This is a genomic window from Emticicia fontis (genome assembly GCF_054779675.1).
Genome location: NZ_BAAGXU010000051.1, coordinates 1 through 18684, shown reverse-complemented (window position 1 = coordinate 18684; position 18684 = coordinate 1). Strand labels below are relative to the sequence as shown.

The following is an 18684-nucleotide window of genomic DNA, read 5'->3' as shown; positions in this document are numbered from 1 at the left end:
ATTATATGACTAACATTGAACACTCACATTTTATTGAATACCTGAATTTCCTAGGGAAACGATACGATAAGCTGGTGCTTCCACAAGAAAAACTGGATAAACTGAAACTATTGAACGACCAGCAGATTAATCAATACCTGCAATTACTCTATCAGAAATTTGAATTGAATGGTGCTTACGAAGAAAAAAGCTTTCTGAATACCATCAATCCAATAAAAGAAATACCGGAAATAATTGAGGTTGAAACCGAAGAAGTTCCTGTAATTGAGCCTGAGGTAATAGAAGAAAGGGTACCGATTCAGTTACCCATTACTATTCCGATAGAGCCAAGCCCGGAACCAGCACCCGAACCCAAAAAAGTTGAACAGCCCCAGCCAGTTAAAGAGAATAATTTACCGGCAAAATCAGTTACGCCAACCGTATCTGAAAAGCCAGCGGTAAGTCCAACCCCTGCTAAACCGGCGGCTAATACTCCGACAAATATAGCTCCACCTAGACCTCCTATAAACAGAGAGCAAGCGGTAAAATCGCGTTATAAATATAATTACTGGCGTATTGGAACGGTTATTTTCCTGATTCTGGCATCAATCTATACGATTTATAAATTCATTGCCTACCAGAAATTAGGATATGTATATGTTTTAACGGATGAGTTATTGGTAAGAACATCTTCAGATAAAAACGGGAAAGTATTGGGTAGTATGAACCTGTTCGGCAAAGCAAAGGGCAGAGACAATAAAGAAACCTTGACTTTTGCTGAACTGAAATTGTACTCAAACGAAAAACAAGGGGCATTCTACAAAGTTATCATGAGTGATTTCCCTTTCATAAGTTATCTGTTTAATCTGAATGATATAGGCTATGTTTATGCCAAATATGTGACCACAGATAAAACCGAACAGAATACTTATCAAAGGATTTTTAAACCAATCAAGGAAGATTACTATGAGTTGAAAAGCCTTGAATTTGCTTATCGCGCCATCATAGTTAATGCAATTACCACTCAACCTGCCTTGATGAAACTGATTTTAGCTGAACCTTGCGATAAGCCTAATATGAATGCGCGTAATGCGCCTTTACGCATAGGACAATACCAGAATAAAGACAAAACTGTGTTTTTTGTACTGGTACAGTTATCAGATGGGAATTATTATAGTATCGAAGGCGATGGCTTTTACAATGCGCTACCAGCCAAACCTATTTATCTAGGTGAAGATCTGATGGCCGCTGAAGGAAAATTCCAGCAAAAAGGCGATTATTTCTTATGGGAGAGTTGCGATAAAACTGTGTCAGCCAGATGTAATAAAGGCGAATTTGATTATTTTGAAATGGAGTAGAGGATAAGTAAAACAAATACTCTACTCAAACCCATATTAATTCATCGAGACTTTATTCTCATCGGGTCTGGCAGGGTTTTAACTCAAAGGCGTAAAAATATGAAAGGTAGCCCCTTTATCAGGTTCTCCTGAAGCAATAATAAATCCATTATGGTTCTGGATAATTTTCTTACAGATAGCCAAACCGATGCCAGTGCCAGAGTACTCATTTTTATTATGCAGACGCTGGAAAAGCTCAAATATCTTCTGGGCATATTGCTGGTCAAAACCAATGCCGTTATCGGCAACGCTTAACATATTATAGTTTTTACCTGCTATTGCTCCCTGGTTGACATAGTTTTTACCATTAACTGTCTTAAAACTAATATTAATTTCTACAGGATTGTCAGTCTTACTATATTTAATAGCATTGCCAATAATATTTTCCAACAATTGCTGAAACTGGAACGAAATCAGATATAGTTCAGGAAGTTTGCCCTGTGTAATCGTCACCTGCTTTTCTTCAATACTATCCTTTAGGGTATTCTTTACTTCTTCTAATAAATCATTCAGATCAGTTTTTTCGAATACCTTATCAGCAGAAGTTGCTCGTGAGAATGCCAGTAAATCATTAATCAACTTCTGCATCTGATTAGCCGAAGTAATGATACGAGGCAAAAACTCTTTGGCAGTAGGAGAGAGGTGCTCAAAATCTTTCTCGAAAATCCGATTGCTGAATAGTTTGATTTTTCGCAATGGTTCCTGTAAATCATGGCTGGCAATGTAGTTAAACGAAGTTAACTCTTCATTGCTTCGCTGCAATTCAATATTTTTCTGCTCCAGTTGCTGATTAATATGATATTGCTCTGTCACATCCTGACAGGTGCCTGATAGTTTATGAGGCTTATTAAACTCATCTAGTATTAGCTCACCTCTACCTTGCAATACCCTGATGGTTCCATCGTCCCATACAATGCGCATCACATAATCTTCAGCAATATGCGTAGCCAAAGCCCTTTGTATTTCTTCAACTCTACGCCCGCGGTCTTCGGGGTGAACTAATGATAAAAAGCGCTCAAAATGTATTTCCTCCGACTGTGGCTCAAGCCCATAGATGCGATACATTTCGTCGCTCCAGTCAATAGTATTTTTTGGTATATTCCAGGTCCAGTTGCCTATATGTGTCAGCGCTTGTGCCTGTTTATGTAGCTCAATGGTGTGTTCCAATTGTTTCAACATCGTGTTACGCTCGGTAACATCCATCACTGTACCACGCATTTTAAGCGGCTTACCATCCTGAAAAGTAACCAGTCCGCGTGACCAGATAACCTTCTCTGTTTCTTTCTGATAACGATACTCACATTCATAGATACCATTGCCTGTAATAGCTTCATTAATCGCGGCTGTCAATCGGGTCTGGTCTGCTGGGTGTACATATTGAAGAAATGTCAGATAATCTTTGCTTTCCTCCAGTTCAAATATTTTTAATAACTGCTCTGAATACAGAGAATTATGTGCCTGTAAATCCCACTCAAAGCTACCCAATCCTGCTATCTCCTGCGCTTCTCTTAATTGCTGCTCACGTACCTGTAATTTATGCGCCGCATCTTTCTCTTTGTTTATATCAAGCGACATTCCGATAATCTGCGATATTTCACCAGCTTCATTTCTCCTGAATCCCGTTTCGTAAACCCTTTGCCAATGATAGCCACCCTTTTTGTTTTTCAGTCGATATTCCATACTACGGATTTCTCCATCTTTGGCTGAAGTAAAATTCCGGATATGTTCGAGTCTGTTCTCTAAATCATCCGGATGAAGCAAGGCTGCAAAGACATTTGCGCCAAAACTTTTGATTTCTTCGCTGGTATAGCCAATCAATTCCTCTCTTTTACTAGTTGAATAGATTTCTTGAAAGTCAAGAATATCAAACACATAGACAACACCTGGAAGGGTATTGTTTACTTTTTCAATGAAATAGAGGTGTTCGTTTATTTTTTGTTGCTTGATATCGAATAATGTATTGTAAGACTGTTCTTCAACAGTCAGTACAAATACATCTATTTCGTCTAAAATTTGATCATAAATAGTAAAATCAGTTGTGTACTCAGGCAGGAAATGGCGTAAAGCCTTCCGACGGGTATAACTTACTGTCGAAATGTCCTGTGCCACAATCTCGTTATTCTGTACCAACGGGAGCTGGTTTTCTTTCCACCTGTCTATCGAGAAGTCAATAAATTCTTTTACCCGGTTAGTAGCAAAATAAGTCAGATAATCCTGCGTGCCTTGTACCGACATTTTAATGAGTTCATCCTCTGGCATACCCTCAAAAAAACGTAGTAATGGTATTTTTACCTCACGGGAGATAGCCAAAGAAATGCGAGTAAAGTCTTCCAGTTTATTATCCAGAAGATATTGTGCATAGGCAGGTAAGTATTTAAAATGCAGTAAATTAGGCGTACCAACCTCAGATAGGTTTACGTCTGATGTATCTTTAGAAAGAGACATGCTTCAAAATTTTAATACTTTAAAACAAATTTTTCTTTGTCAGGTTGTGGTTTATACTCTTCGCATTCAAGCGTAAAAACCTTCTTTAGGATAATTTTAAGTTTTAGGTATGAGTCAGGCTTTGCTATATATAAATTAGCTCCTGCTTTAAAAGTGGAATTGATCTGGTCGATATTAGAACTAGTAGAATAAATCACTACCGGAATGTTCTTAAACCGTCTATTGTTTTTTATTTCGGATAGGCATTCTTGTCCGTTTTTGAAGGGCATGTTCAAATCAAGAAAAATGGCATCAGGCACTGTATGTGAAAGCATATTCATAAGCTCTATTCCATCACTAGCAGTATTGACTGTTACCGAACTTGCTGCCTCCGACATCGCTTCTTTAAAAAAAATCCTGTCATCTTCATCATCGTCAGCAAGAATAATTGTATAGTTAAGTATAGTCATGCGGTTTAAATAGTTGGGTTTATAGAATTGTAAAAATACAATTTCTTATTCGTAAATCAAATGAATAGAAAAGCCAGCTAAACGAAAAATACTATTGTTGAATGATGCTGAATAATGGAAGGCAAATGCCAGAATTATCTTATTTTTGAGCAATAAGCTTAAAGTTACGTTAAAATTACACACATTTATTGAATTATCTTTTTTTTATTTTGTATTCTTACCATTTCAAAAAAATCAACCATTTCACTTTTTAAAACTATATGATAAAACCTATGAGTAGAAGCAGATTATTCAGACTTTTGGTACTTTTCCTAGTTTCCGGAACTTTTGCGCAAGCACAAATCGGAGTTGGCACAAAAGCCCCAAAAGGCGCAGTTGTATATATGGATGGCACCCGTAAAATGCTTGACGAAAAATGGACCTATTGGGAAGGCCCAAGACTTTCAGCCACTTTGCCTATCAAATGGTTTATTGTAGACGACCCAACTGGAAAAGGTACAGCCGTAAATACCAACGACCCGGCCGCAGCAGGCGGAAAATATGGCGCAGCCGATATTGTAACCAAAGATACTTTCCGTGATTTCAGAGCACACGTAGAGTTTTATATCAGCAAGCCGGGAGGAAATAGTGGTGTCTACCTACAAAACCGCTATGAGATTCAGGTATTAGATGGCGATTCTACCTCACATGGCTTAGCTGCTGTGATCAACGAATCAAAATCACCTTATTATGCCTATAATGGCGTTGGTAAATGGAATGCCTACGACATCGTTTTCCGTGCAGCCCGTTTTAAAGATGGCAAACTGGTAGAACAACCGATGGTTACGATGTATTTCAACGGCAAGAAAGTACACATCAATCAGAAAATCAGCCAGGTTTGGGGTGGCCCGAACTCAGGTATTGATGGCGGGAATGACGGTGGGAAAGGCATCACAGATACACCGGGCGGTTTGAAACTACAAGCCGAAGGACATGATGTGCTGTATCGTAACATCTGGATTAAACGAATGGATATAAAAGAAGCAAATACGGATTTTTGATTTTTAGATAATCTACAAACCTGTCACTTTATCTGATTGATAAAGTGACAGGTTTGGTTTTAACAGATGTCTTTAAAACTATTGTACTAACTTCATTGATGTAAAAAAGAAAACACCTTTGTAACAAATATTATGCTTAATCGTCTTTAAGAAAACACATTTTAAAGACGACAATGTATGATTAAAAATTTAATAAAATTCCTGCGTAACCTTTTTCCTCTACCTGAGTTTCCACTCATAAACCGGAAGCCAACAACCATTTATCTCATTAATTAATTATCTACGAAATTTTTCGTAATAAATTTTGGAGGATAAGAAAAGAGGTAATATATTTGCTACGAAATTATTCGTAGTTGAGCGGTGTTAAACGCAAATTGGGTGATTACTAAGTAAATGTTAATGCCTAATTTTGCTATAACATCACATAATCGAATAGGCGATAAGCATTTAGAGCCCCAAGGTATCTGATGCTATTTACAAAATTATTGAAAAGCTATAACAATTATCATGAAAAATCTATTACTCGTATTACTCTTTACGAGCATAACTAATTTATTGTATGCTCAAACATTCACCATCAAAGGTCAGGTAAAAAATCAACAGAATGAAGTAGTTTCTTTTGCTACGATTGCCATTCATACTACCAAAGACTCTTCGCTCACAAAAGCGGATATTGCCGATGACAATGGCAGTTTTAAAATCAGTCATATTAATACAGGGAAGTATTTTATTAAGATTACAGCCGTAGGCTATAGCCCTTTCAAGTCTGCTGTATTTGATGTAGTTGATAAAGATGTAGAATTTCAGCCATTTACCATCTCATCTGATACCAAGCAACTGGGCGAGGTAAAAGTTGTAGCCACTAAACCGCTGATAGAAGTACAAAATGATAAAATCATATTCAATGTAGAAGGAAGTATTAATTCTACCGGTTTAAATGGGCTTGAAATTCTCCAGAAATCCCCTGGCGTACAGGTAGATAAAGATGAAAATATCTTAGTAAAAGGTAAATCAGGGGTGCGTATCTATATTGATGGTCGCCCATCGCCCATGAGTGGAAAAGACCTGGCTTCTATACTAAAAAGTATGAACTCTGCCGATATTGAAGCCATTGAGGTTATCACCAACCCATCGGCTAAATATGATGCCGCCGGAGATTTAGGCATCATCAATATCCGTTTGAAAAAGAATAAGAAAATAGGTACCAATGGAAATATAGCTTTGGGTTCTAACTTCGGTATTACTCCTAAACTTAATGGTTCTATCAATCTTAATCACCGCGATAAAAAAATCAATATCTATGGTAATTATAGCTATAACCAGGGCGCATGGCATAACCGTACCCTTGACGACCAGATATTGAATAACATTGCCTATAACAAAACCTGGAATGGTATCTTCCGCGATACTTCGCACAATGCCAAAGCCGGGATTGATTACTTCATCAACTCGAAGCATACCATAGGTTTTAGCGCTAACGGCCGTGCCAGCGATCATAATGGTGGTGGTGAAAGCCAGACTTTAATTGGCAACCGTGCCCAACCAGACTCCGCCGTTCTGAACTCTCGCACATCGAACCCTGAGAAAAACAAAAACCTCAACCTGAACCTGAACTATCGCTTTGCCGATACCACAGGGCATGAGCTGAATATTGATGCCGATTATGGTATTTTTACTTCAAGAGGGGTAAGTTATCAGCCAAATACTTATGAATTTCCTAATTCTGACAGACCTTCATTTAGTCGTAATTTCGTAACTAAAACACCGATTGATATTAGTATCAAATCATTCAAGATAGATTACGAGCAGCCTTTTTTTAAAGGTAAACTAGGCTATGGAATCAAGTTATCAGATGTAAAATCTGATAATACCTTCGATTTCTTTAATGTTCTGAACGATATCGAAGTAAGAGATCTGGATAGAAGCAATAACTTTGTATATACCGAGAGAGTCTATGCGGCTTATGTCAATTACAATAAATCATTAAGCAAAAAATGGGATTTACAATTAGGTTTAAGAGCAGAGCGCACCCATTCATTAGGCAAACTGACCAGTTACAAACAAAATGCTTTAGATAAGGTAGATACAACTTATATTAACCTTTTCCCAAGTGGGGCTATTTCTTATAAATTGTCAGAACACCATAACTTAAACCTGAATTATAGTCGTCGCATTAACCGACCAAGCTATCAGAACCTTAATCCGTTTGAATATCGTATTGACGAACTGGTATATTCAAAAGGTAATCCTTTCTTAAGACCTGAGTACGCCAATAACTTCAAACTAACGCACGTCTACAAAGGTAAATTAACTACCTCGTTAGGTTATTGGCGAACAAGATTCCCGGTAGTAGGTCTTAGACTGCCTTATGATGAGAGCCGTACATACTTTATCGCTCAGAACTTAGATTATACACAAGGCTTCAGTCTTGATATAAGTCTGGCAACTGACCTAACCAAATGGTGGAATATCTTTGTGAATGTAAGTGGCTATACCAATGTATTCCGTGGTGATTTAAAGAATGGGTTAAGAATAAACAATAGTACAACTGCCGCTAATGCCAATGCACAAAGTACCTTCAAATTGAAAAACAACTGGACAATCGAGCTTTCAGGCTGGTATAATTCTCCTTACCGCCGCATTGATTATAATACTGCTATGGGTACAATGGATGCAGGTGTACAAAAGAAATTCTGGAAAGACAATGCGACTCTGAAAGTGAGCTTTACCGATGTATTGCACACCGGTAGGGGAGGGTATCATTCTGAATATGGTGGGGTAGCTACTAATCTACGTTTCAAATGGGAGTCTCAGCAGTTAAGAGTAAACTTCACTTACCGTTTTGGTAGCAACGAAATCAAAGGTGCCCGCAATCGCAGAAGCGGCTCAGAAGATGAATTGAACCGTATTAAAGGAGGATGATAGGAAATTGAGTGAATGAGTGATTAAATAGTATTTATCAATCATTCATTCACTCAATACATTTAACCATTCCACTCCGAAGGGTTCTTTCTAAAGGCATCAAAGAATATTTTTGAGAAATAGGGTAAACTCTCAAAACCCAGTTGATAGGCTACGTCTGATACACTGATTGATTTATTCTGCAAAAGTATAGATGCCTTTTGCAGTTTATAATAGCGGATAAACTCTACAATATTCTGGTTAGTAATGGCTTTCAGCTTACGGCGCAATTGCCCGGTCGTCATACTCATCTCATCAGCCAGAAGATTAATATTAAAGTCTGTATTTGATAGGTTTCGATCAACAATACCATAAATCTTTTCCAGAAACTGTTCGTCCAGCGAACTGGCTTTTAATTCAGAGGTAGGTATTTCAATGGTTCTAATTTCCCTTTGGTATTTTTGTTGTAAAGCCTGTCTGATAGTAATCAGGTTACGTACCCGAATCTGTAACTCTTCTGTATTAAATGGTTTGGCCAGATAATCATCCGCACCTAATTCCAACCCTTCCAGGCGGTCTTCAAGCGCAGCACGAGCCGTCAGCATAATCACCGGAATATGATTAGTTCGAATATCTGATTTTACTAATTTGCAGAAGCTAAAACCGTCAAGCCTTGGCATCATCAAATCGCAAATAACCAGGTCGGGAATCATTGCAATGGCTTTTTCATAACCATCCTGCCCATCAAAGGCTTCTACAATCTGATAAGATAATTCAAAATGACTTCTGATATAAGCCCTTAAATCGTCGTTATCTTCAATAATCAAAAGAATCGGTTGCTCAGTATCAACAGGATTTTCAACTGATTTTTCAGATACATGATTCTCATTTAAAGAGGTCGTGTCAGTCTTAATCTGGTCAACGGTATTTTCATATACAGCCGGAGATTCCTGACTAATCCATGACTCCCAGGTCGCTTTATCAATAGGTATACTCAAGGTGAATTGTGTGCCTTTTCCAAGCTGACTTTCAACGTTTATTTTGCCTTTCAATATGTCTACTAACTCTTTTACTAAGGCCAGCCCTATACCTGTTCCCTCATAATTCCGGGTATAACTTTTCGACGAAATAGTATCTTCAACCTGATAGAAGCGGTCAAAGATAAACGGAAGTCGCTCCTGTTCAATACCAATGCCCGAATCTTGTATACTAATAGTGATTTGCTTGTCTGTAAAAGTGGTCTCTATATCAACTGTCCCATCATTGGGTGTAAACTTAAAAGCATTAGATAACAGGTTAGTAATAATCTTCTCCAGTTTATCTGCATCAAAATACGCCTGATGAGGTATCTGGCTTTTTTCATAACTGAAAGTGATATGTTTGCTTTCAGCTAATGAATCAAACGAAGACAGCAGATGTTTGATAAAAGCCGCTAAATCATCTTGTTGAATCTGTGGATTCATTTTTCCTGCCTCCAGTTTCGATAAATCAAGCATCTGGTTGATAAGCGTCTGTAACCTGCTTAGATTACGTTGCATTACCCCAAAGATACTTTCTTTCGGATATTTTTTACTGACATCAGCTAAGGGGCCAGCCAGAAGTGTAAGAGGAGTACGGAACTCATGTGAAATATTGGCAAAAAAACGGGTTTTCAGCGAGTCTAATTCTGCTAATCTTTCGGCTTCTTTTCCTTTATATAAGAGTTGCTCCTGTAAGCGGACTCTATTTAACTGGTTCTGATATAATCGATAAATTACATAAACAAAAATACTGAGATAAAGCAGATAAGCCCACCAGCTCAGATAAAAGGGTGGATTAACCTGAATAGCTAAAGCGATGGGCTTGCTCCAGACTTCTCCATCAACAGTGCCCATCACTTTAAAAGTGTAACTCCCTGCTGGAAGCTGGGCATAATTGGCAAAATGGTTTGTGCCTGCCTCAACCCAATCATCATCTATACCGACCAATTGATAGCGGTAACGATTTTTTACAGGATTGGTAAAATTCATAATACCAAATTCAAACGATAGCTGATTCTGGTTATGGGCTACTTCCAGTTTGTCTAGTTGTTCTATAGGTAGTTTTAAAATAGATTCTTCAGTGATTACATCTATAGTTCTATTATTGATTTTCAGGCCAATCATTTTCAAGACGGGTGCTCGTTTGCCATCATTAGCTGCCGCCGGATTAACAATACTAATCCCGTTTATTCCCCCAAAATACAATTTACCCGATGGCCCTTTATAATAAGAGTTCGTATTAAATTCATCCTCCTGCAAGCCATCTGATTTATTATAATTGGTAAAGGTTAGCGTTTTAGGGTTAAAGCGTGATAACCCACGATTAGTCGAAAGCCATAGATTATTTTTTTCGTCTGGCAGAATACCATAAACAACCCTATTTGGTAGACCTTGTTCTTCAGTAAAATGCTCAAACTTACCTGTTTGCTTATCTAATCTTTCTAATCCGCCTCCCTTAGTGCTTACCCATAAATATCTTTGAGCTTGGTAAGGGTCATTAATTATTGCCGACACAAAATCATTACTCAGGCTTTGCTCATCAGTCTGGCTGTTTTTAAAAATGGTGTATTTAGGCTTGGTTGTAAGATTTTCTGCTTTGATTAAGCCCTTCTGCGTACCAATCCAGAAAACCTGATTGTCATCCTTGTAAAAGGCGAAGGTTTCTGTTAAAGAATTATTTTTTGGTAGTACATGCTGATAACTAAAATACTGAAATTGCTCAGTCTCTGGATTTAGTTTTAATATATTGCCGTTGGCTAGTCCAATCCACAACTGCCCGTCCTTCTCTTCTATAAATTTATGACTATAATTAAAGGGATTACTGTATTGAGTAATATCATATTGTTTCAGCAATTGCCAATTGGCCGAATAACAACTCATGTATTTGTTTTCGAGTATATGATGAATTAAATAGTAATTACCATTTTTACTCTGGAAGAGTGCATCCTGTACATAATTCGGGTGATTTATCTCAACGGGTATTTGTGTAATAGCGTTATCAGTAGCATTAATCTCATAAAAGCGATAGCGAGGCCTGTAATTGCCATGCATAAATAATTTTCCATCACTACTTTCTAAAAGATGGCTGGGAGAATATAGCGGCAAAATAGAATGAAATAGCTTGAAATTATTGTTTAGTTTCAATAAGCCATAGCCATAAGTCCCTGCCCAGATATTCTCATTTTTATCTTTAAAAACCTCCCTTATTCCCTTTAATAAAATAGGCATTGTTGCCAGTGCATTCCGAGGATTCAGCTGGTCGGTTTTTAAGAGTTCTTCCGGCTTAAAAACCCAAAGATATTGCTGATTCGAAATAGCAATGCTTCCGTCTTCTAACAGGTTGGCAATAGGTATTCCGGCTGATGGAAATGGAATTGTTTTAATGGCATTCTGCCCCGCATAGCAAATGACTTTGTCTTGCCCAAAAACCCAATAGCGTTTTTGCTTATCCTGCAAAACTTTGAATTCTTCTTTAGGAGTATCCACCAGATTTTCTCTCCAGAAGAAATCTTTTATGAATCGGACTCCTATCGAGTGTGCGTCAAATTTAAATTGAGCTTTTTTTTTAGCGTAGGCATCAGGTTTCTGAAACCATTTGCTGAAATCGGGTTTAGTAGGGAAGCCCTTTTTTGCAATAAAAAATACTTTTTCGGGATTATCGGTAATGAGCCATATATTACCTGCAATATCTTCTTTGATGAACGTAATGATAAAAATACTTTCGTTGGCAGCAATAGGAGGAGTAGCATGATAAAATCTCTGAGTTCTCGGGTCAAATAAATTCAGCCCGTCTTTCTCCGTACTTACCCAGATACGCCCTTGAGAATCTTCCAGCAGAGCCGTGCAGGTATTGCCCGAAATACTATATTCTTTATATGGGTTATGTGTAAAGACCTTGAAGTTATAGCCATCATATCTGTTCAGACCATCCTTGGTAGCAATCCACATAAAGCCCTCCCGGTCTTGCATCATGTCATAAATCATACCCTGCGAAAGACCATTGGCAATGCTGATAGACTGCCATAGATTCTGCTGTGCAAGACAGGCAAAAGAAAGGAATTGTAAAAGTAGTATTCTTATCAACATACAGGTTCAGACTCTTTAGATACCAAAGTTAAACATAGAAGCGGAACAATAAAAGCAATGCATAAGGTCAGTTATTGAGTGGTTAAAATACCTTGTTTTATGTCTAAAAAAGCCGAAAGATATATTACTTTTTTAAAAATGAAAGAAAAGAGGAAAAGAACGTAATTTTTACGATAACCCCTGCCTTGCCTTCTATGCTACTTTTGGACATAATTTTTTATCATCACACCCACTCTAAAACCATGACCCAACCCGCCTTGATACGCCTTGGCTGGCACCATAAAATAGACCCGAATACCATACTCTTCATGCGGTCTGATAGTAATTATACCATGGTTCATTTGCATGACGGCAGCAAGATTTTGTCTGCCACCACGCTTGGGATTTTAGCCAAGCGCTTACCGCCTTATAAATTTTTCAGAGCCAGTCGCTCGGTGCTCATAAACCTCGATTGTATAGTTGGCTATGAAAAGAAAGAAGCTTCTGTCAAATTGAGTAATAACGAGGTTATACAGGTTTCAAGAAGAAGAAATAAGCATGTAAGAAGAAGCATAAAACAAAAAAGTTGATAAACCCGACTCTTATTTATAATTAAAATACAGCTATTGAAAAAAATCTCTACCCCATGAAAAAAATATTTTACCTCTTTGTGGCTTTATTGCTAAGCCAACATGCTTTTGCCCAAACCTATATCACCTGGACAGGCACAACAAGTGACAACTGGGCCACCACTTCTAACTGGGATCTTGGAAGGGTCCCTAATTCTACCGACTATATTGTTATTGACGCCAGCGCTCAACGGAATGCAGTTATTTATAGCGGAAGTATCAGTGTGACATTTATTAGATTAGAAGGTTCAAGCAGAACCTTAACTATTAATAGTGGAGCCACGCTGAAAGGTATAGGAGTAGGAGAAAATAGTTGTACGATTAATATCTTGGAAGGTGCAAACCTAATAAATAATGGTACAATACGAGCTGAAACAAGCGCTGGTGGAACTTTAACAGGAATGTTTTTATCATCTTTTGGCTCAGGCGCAGGAACTTCATCAACTTTTACGAATAATGGAACTGTAAATATAAACGTTAGTATAATCAGTATTCGTTCAAGCGATGTAAACCCATTGAAAGTAAATAATAGTGGCACTATAAATTCTACTAATACGCCATATGCTTTTAGAGGAGATTATTTAACTTTAACCAATACAGGCACAATAAGTATCTATGATGCAGAAACAGGTTTTTATGATGACCATCTCACTATTACTAATAGTGGAAGTATCAATTATAACTCTTCCGTAAGCTCTCCCTATATAATTTATTCTAATGATGGAACAGTTACAAATAATGCCTGTGGGAAAATAATAGCAACTGCCGGAGTTTACTATTGCAAAACAACCAATAATAGCGGCTTAATTCAAATTGCAGGAGATTTGGTGTTAGATAGTGGTAAGTCCTTTACTAATAGTGGTATCTTAAAATATGTTTCACTTTCAGGTTCGGTCAGCAATACCGGTAATGGCTCTGCTATTGTCAATAATAACCCTACTAATGGTTCAATCTTTAGTTATGGAGGTACATTTAATGGTACTATTAACGGAATCTACAAAAATACCGGAGCTACTACTTCAGCAGGAACATTTACAGCCCCTAATACTTTTGTACCCTCAGGATTATCGGCAGGGTCACAGACATTATATGCTAAAATAACGCCAAGTGGTGGGGCATGTAGTTATGTCGTTCCTTTTACGTATGATTATTCTCCCGAAATAGAAGTAAGAGGAAATAGTGTGGTTATCAATAGTGGAGACACTAGCCCTACTACAACTGACCATACTAATTTTGGTACACAAACATCTGCAATTCCTAGTATAACCAGAACCTTTACTATTAATAATACAGGTAACGCCCCAATTACTTTAAGTGCCAATCCCAAAGTAGCTATCAGCGGTACTAATGCTTCCGATTTTACAGTAACAAGTCAGCCAAATTCACCTGTAACAGGTCTTGGCTCTACGACATTTGAGATAAGTTTTACCGCCTCTGCACCTGGAACCAGAACTGCCTCTGTGAGTATCACTAATAACGATAGTAATGAGAATCCGTATACTTTTTCAATTCAGGGCACAGGTGCATCTCCTGAAATAAACATCAAAGGAAATAATGTTTCCATTTTGGACGGAGACACAAGTCCTTCAAGCGCAGACTATACAGATTTTGGTTCAGCGGCAGTAACTGGTGAAACCGTAGTAAAAACTTTTACTATCGAAAACTCCGGGCAGGGAAATTTGATTCTGAGCGGCACTCCCAAAGTAGCTATTAGTGGCACAAACGCTTCAGATTTCAGTGTTACAGCACCGCCTTCATCTCCGGTTTCAGCATCCGGCAGTACCACCTTTCAGATCACTTTTGACCCATATGGGGATGGTCTCAGAAGTGCTTCAATAAGTATTGCTAATAATGATAGTAATGAAAATCCGTATAATTTCAACATCCAGGGAACAGGAACATGCACTCAGGTAGCCACAGCAACAGAAATTATGACCTGGACAGGCGTAGCCAGCACCGATTGGTCAAATCCATGTAACTGGTCGCCTAATGGAGTGCCTACGGCTACTAATCCTGTGTATATCATAGACGTGACGAACGACCCTGTTATATTTTCAGGAACTGCTGCCGTAGCGAAAAACGTAGTTCTATATGACCCAGGCGCAAGTCTTATCCTCAATGCTAGAGAGGCAACACTAACAGTTTCAACAAGTGATGATAATCCAATTTTACTTTCTGATGCTACTCTAACAAACTATGGCACCATCAATGTAAGTAATACTGTCGGAAGCGACTATGGGTATGCAGCTTTAAAAGTAGACGGTTCTTCTACATTTAATAATTATGGCACTCTTTCAATATCTTCGCCAAACAATAGAGGGCTTGTTACGTCTTTTACAGCCAGTTTTATTAATAAAACTGGAGGAACTGTAGACATAAACGCTAAAACCTGTATCCTGCATGGTAGTACAGCGTCATTTACCAACGAAACAGGCGCAACAATTACTGGAATGGGGAATTATGCATTTCAGGTTTCTAGTGGTTCTGCGAACAACTATGGCTTGATTAATATCACAGGAGAAAATACATTATACACTGGAACTTCACTTACTAATTATGCCTGCGCAACACTTAAAAATACAAGTGATTTCTATATCTTTCCTCCCTCGACATTAACAAATAATGGTAACATAGAGATTGGAGGGAGGTTAAGCAATAGCGGTACTTTTGCGAATAATGGCGTATTGAAGTATGCCATACTAGACAACGGAGGTACTTTTAATAGCAATACGAACTCATCCATCATAGTCAACAATAATCCAACACCTATTTTTACTTATGGAGGTACTTATGACGGAACAGTCAATGGTATTTTTACGGATGCTGGTGCAACAACCTCGGCAGGTACATTTACTGCACCCAATACTTTTACTCCCAATGCCAATGTCATAACAGGCTCATCAACACTTTATGCCAAAATAACCCCGAGTGGCGGAGCTTGTTCATACGTAGTGCCTTTTATTTATGAAAGGTGTAACGCAACCGCCAGTATCAGCTATCCGGGCTCTCCCTATGCACAGACTGGCAGTGTTGCAGATGTAACCTTCTCAGGTACAACAGGTGGTACTTTTAGCTCTACGCCTACAGGATTGACCATTAATGCTTTATCAGGACAAATCACACCAGCTACCAGTACTACAGACAATTATACAGTGACTTATACGATTACTGCGAGTGGGGGTTGTAGTGCAGTTACAGCTACAGCTGGTTTAACTATTGCTGGTAGTGCTACCACCACCGTCCTCACCTCCAACAACAACCCCGCCAGTGTAGGCGCCAACGTGCAACTAACCGCTACCCTCACACCAAGCACAGCCACAGGTACTGTTATGTTTAAAGAAGGTAGCACTATCTTAGGCACAGCTATTTTAAGTAGTGGCGTAGCAAACCTGAATACCAGTTTACTGACAGTTGGTACACATGGTATCACTGCCGAATACAGCGGTGATGGCACAAATTTAGCAAGCACATCAAGCGCAGTATCACAAGTGGTAAATGCGCTTACAGAACCGGGTTTAAGTTTTATCAGGCAATCAGCAAATACTTCAGCTACACTGGATACGCGTGCTGTCAGTATAGTTCAGGATGCAATGGGTAATGTTTATAAGGCAGGTTATTTTAAAGGCACCATTCAGCTTGATGGAATAACTCTGACAAGCGCTGGCGATTATGATATTTTTATGGCCAAATACAATAGTTTAGGAGCGATTCAATGGGCCAAAAGAGCAGGAGGAACAGGATATGACAGAGCAAACAGCATTGCCATATCAGGTACAGATTTATATATTACAGGATACTTCAGTAATACGGCTAATTTTAATACACCTTCGGCCACTGGTAGTAATGAATTGGTGAGTCTGGGGCATGGAGATATATTTCTTGCAAAATATGATACCGATGGGATATTGAAATGGTTAAAAAGCGCAGGAAGTTCAACTTCTGATGAAGGACGTGCTGTCACGGTATCAGGTTCTGAGGTATATTTAACAGGAACATTTACTGGAACCTCAGATTTTAATCCGTCAGCAAGTTCAGCCAATACACAGATAACAAGTGCAAGTGCATTAGATGTATTTCTAGCAAAATTTAATACTTCAGGTGATTTTCAATGGGTTAAAAGAGCAGGTGGAAATGGGAATGAGGATGTATTCAGTGTTTTAACAGTGGGTTCAGAGGTGTATATTACGGGTTATTTTGAAGGAACAGCCAATTTTAATACCCCGTCTTCAACAGGTAGTAACACATTGATAAGTGCTGGTAATACAGATATGTTTTTGGCCAAATATAATAGTTCAGGAGATATTCTATGGTTTAAGAGGGCTGGAGGCACAGGTTTTGATGGAGGAGTAAGCCTGGCATCATCCGGAACAGATGTTTATCTGGCAGGTTCTTTTACTGGAATAGCTAATTTTAACACTCCGACTGCCAGTGGAGGCAATGAATTGACGAGTGAGGGCCAGATTGATGCATTCATAGCTAAGTATGATGCTAATGGGAACATACTATGGATGAAACGCGCCGGCGGAACAGATACGGATAGTGGAGAGTGTATAGCAGTATCGGGAAATCATCTTTATGTTTCAGGAATTTTTCGGGGAACAGCCAACTTCAATACACCATCTGACTTTAATACCAATATGATTACCAGTGCCGGAGTGTCTGATGTATTCCTGGCCAGATATAGCTTTAACGGAGATTTTCAATTAGTGAAAAGAATGGGAGGACCGGACTTAGAAGCAGATCCCATGATAGCCGTTTCTGAAACTGCGCTCTATCTGGGTGGAACTTTTAAACAAAAGGCTGGTTTCAGCTCAACTTATGCTTCCGGAAGCAATGAATTAGTAGCAGTTGGACCGTTTGAATCTTTTTTAGCAAAATACAGTATTTCATCTACTACCACCACCCTCACTTCCAACAATAATCCCGCTAGTGCAGGCGCCAATATTCAATTCACAGCGACCTTAACACCAACAGCAGCCACAGGTACAGTTACTTTTAAAGAAGGTAGTACTATATTGGGTACAGCTACTTTAACCAGTGGCGTAGCTACTTTTACAACCAGTACATTATCGGTAGGTATGCATTCTATTACTGCTGAGTATAATGGTGATGCTATCTATGATAACAGCATATCAAGTGCACTTTCTCAGGTTATTAACTGTACCACTCCAACGGTCAATATCACAGGCACAACCAATCTGGATTGTACAACTACAAGTGTAACCAGAACTGCTAGTGGAGGCGAGACATACTTATGGTCAAATAGTTTAGGAACAAATGCCACAGCGACCATCACCAGTCCGGGTATTTATACAGTGACTGTAACAGGCACAAATGGCTGTACAGCCACTGCAACGACAAGTGTCACGCAGAGCACAACGCCACCAAGTGCAAATATCACCGGCACGACCAACCTAAGTTGTACCACAACGAGTGTCACAAGGCAAGCCAGTGGCGGAGGGATTTATTTATGGTCCAATAGTTTAGGGACGAATGCGACAGCGACCATCACCATTCCGGGTACATATACGGTAACAGTGACAGGCACAAATGGCTGTACCGCCACAGCGACCACAAGTGTGACTCAAAGCACAACGCCACCAAGTGTAAGTATCACAGGCACAGATAATTTGACTTGTACAACTACAAGTGTAACCAGAACAGCAAATGGTGGAGATATTTACCAATGGTCATCAGGCTTAGGGACGAATGCGACAGCGACCATCACCATTCCGGGTACTTATACGGTAACAGTAACC

The 18684-nt window shown here is 38.8% G+C and carries 8 protein-coding genes; 5 read left to right on the top strand and 3 right to left on the bottom strand.

Annotation, left to right across the window (positions count from 1 at the left end):
- Positions 1-5 precede the first annotated feature (5 nt).
- Complete coding sequence (locus tag ACYVFA_RS21130; protein ID WP_460473852.1) at positions 6-1337, top strand: hypothetical protein; 1332 nt, start codon at positions 6-8, stop codon at positions 1335-1337.
- Between the two features lie 78 nt (positions 1338-1415).
- Here ACYVFA_RS21130 and ACYVFA_RS21125 read toward each other — a convergent pair whose 3' ends face one another.
- Together ACYVFA_RS21125 and ACYVFA_RS21120 are read right to left on the bottom strand one after the other, a co-directional pair.
- Positions 1416-3821 (bottom strand): PAS domain-containing sensor histidine kinase, encoded by a 2406-nt coding sequence (locus ACYVFA_RS21125; RefSeq protein WP_460473851.1) that lies wholly within the window; start codon positions 3819-3821, stop codon positions 1416-1418.
- 11 nt (positions 3822-3832) lie between these two features.
- Positions 3833-4270 (bottom strand): response regulator, encoded by a 438-nt coding sequence (locus tag ACYVFA_RS21120; RefSeq protein WP_460473850.1) that lies wholly within the window; start codon positions 4268-4270, stop codon positions 3833-3835.
- A gap of 272 nt (positions 4271-4542) precedes the next feature.
- On the opposite strand from ACYVFA_RS21120, the gene ACYVFA_RS21115 reads away from it, so the two are divergent.
- The gene (locus tag ACYVFA_RS21115) at positions 4543-5310 is read left to right on the top strand and encodes a 3-keto-disaccharide hydrolase (RefSeq protein WP_460473849.1); all 768 of its coding nucleotides are present in this window, start codon (positions 4543-4545) and stop codon (positions 5308-5310) included.
- 507 nt (positions 5311-5817) lie between these two features.
- Entirely contained in the window at positions 5818-8232 is a 2415-nt protein-coding gene (locus tag ACYVFA_RS21110) for a TonB-dependent receptor domain-containing protein (RefSeq protein ID WP_460473848.1), read from the top strand.
- 62 nt (positions 8233-8294) lie between these two features.
- Here the strand turns inward: ACYVFA_RS21110 and ACYVFA_RS21105 are convergent, their stop codons facing one another.
- A complete protein-coding gene (locus ACYVFA_RS21105; protein WP_460473847.1) occupies positions 8295-12317 on the bottom strand; it encodes a hybrid sensor histidine kinase/response regulator transcription factor in 4023 nt (1340 codons plus the stop codon).
- A gap of 242 nt (positions 12318-12559) precedes the next feature.
- Here ACYVFA_RS21105 and ACYVFA_RS21100 point away from each other — a divergent pair, with 242 nt between their 5' ends.
- Both ACYVFA_RS21100 and ACYVFA_RS21095 read left to right on the top strand, forming a co-directional pair.
- On the top strand, positions 12560-12886 hold the full coding sequence (locus tag ACYVFA_RS21100; protein WP_460473846.1) for a LytR/AlgR family response regulator transcription factor: 327 nt from the start codon (positions 12560-12562) through the stop codon (positions 12884-12886).
- A gap of 56 nt (positions 12887-12942) precedes the next feature.
- A partial coding sequence (locus ACYVFA_RS21095) for a beta strand repeat-containing protein (protein ID WP_460473845.1) occupies positions 12943-18684 on the top strand: 5742 nt, incomplete at its 3' end.

Coding starts and splice junctions, on each gene's coding strand:
- ACYVFA_RS21130 (WP_460473852.1), top strand. CDS start 6: ATGACTAACATTGAACACTCACATTTTATTGAATACCTGAATTTCCTA.
- ACYVFA_RS21125 (WP_460473851.1), bottom strand. CDS start 3,821: ATGTCTCTTTCTAAAGATACATCAGACGTAAACCTATCTGAGGTTGGT.
- ACYVFA_RS21120 (WP_460473850.1), bottom strand. CDS start 4,270: ATGACTATACTTAACTATACAATTATTCTTGCTGACGATGATGAAGAT.
- ACYVFA_RS21115 (WP_460473849.1), top strand. CDS start 4,543: ATGAGTAGAAGCAGATTATTCAGACTTTTGGTACTTTTCCTAGTTTCC.
- ACYVFA_RS21110 (WP_460473848.1), top strand. CDS start 5,818: ATGAAAAATCTATTACTCGTATTACTCTTTACGAGCATAACTAATTTA.
- ACYVFA_RS21105 (WP_460473847.1), bottom strand. CDS start 12,317: ATGTTGATAAGAATACTACTTTTACAATTCCTTTCTTTTGCCTGTCTT.
- ACYVFA_RS21100 (WP_460473846.1), top strand. CDS start 12,560: ATGACCCAACCCGCCTTGATACGCCTTGGCTGGCACCATAAAATAGAC.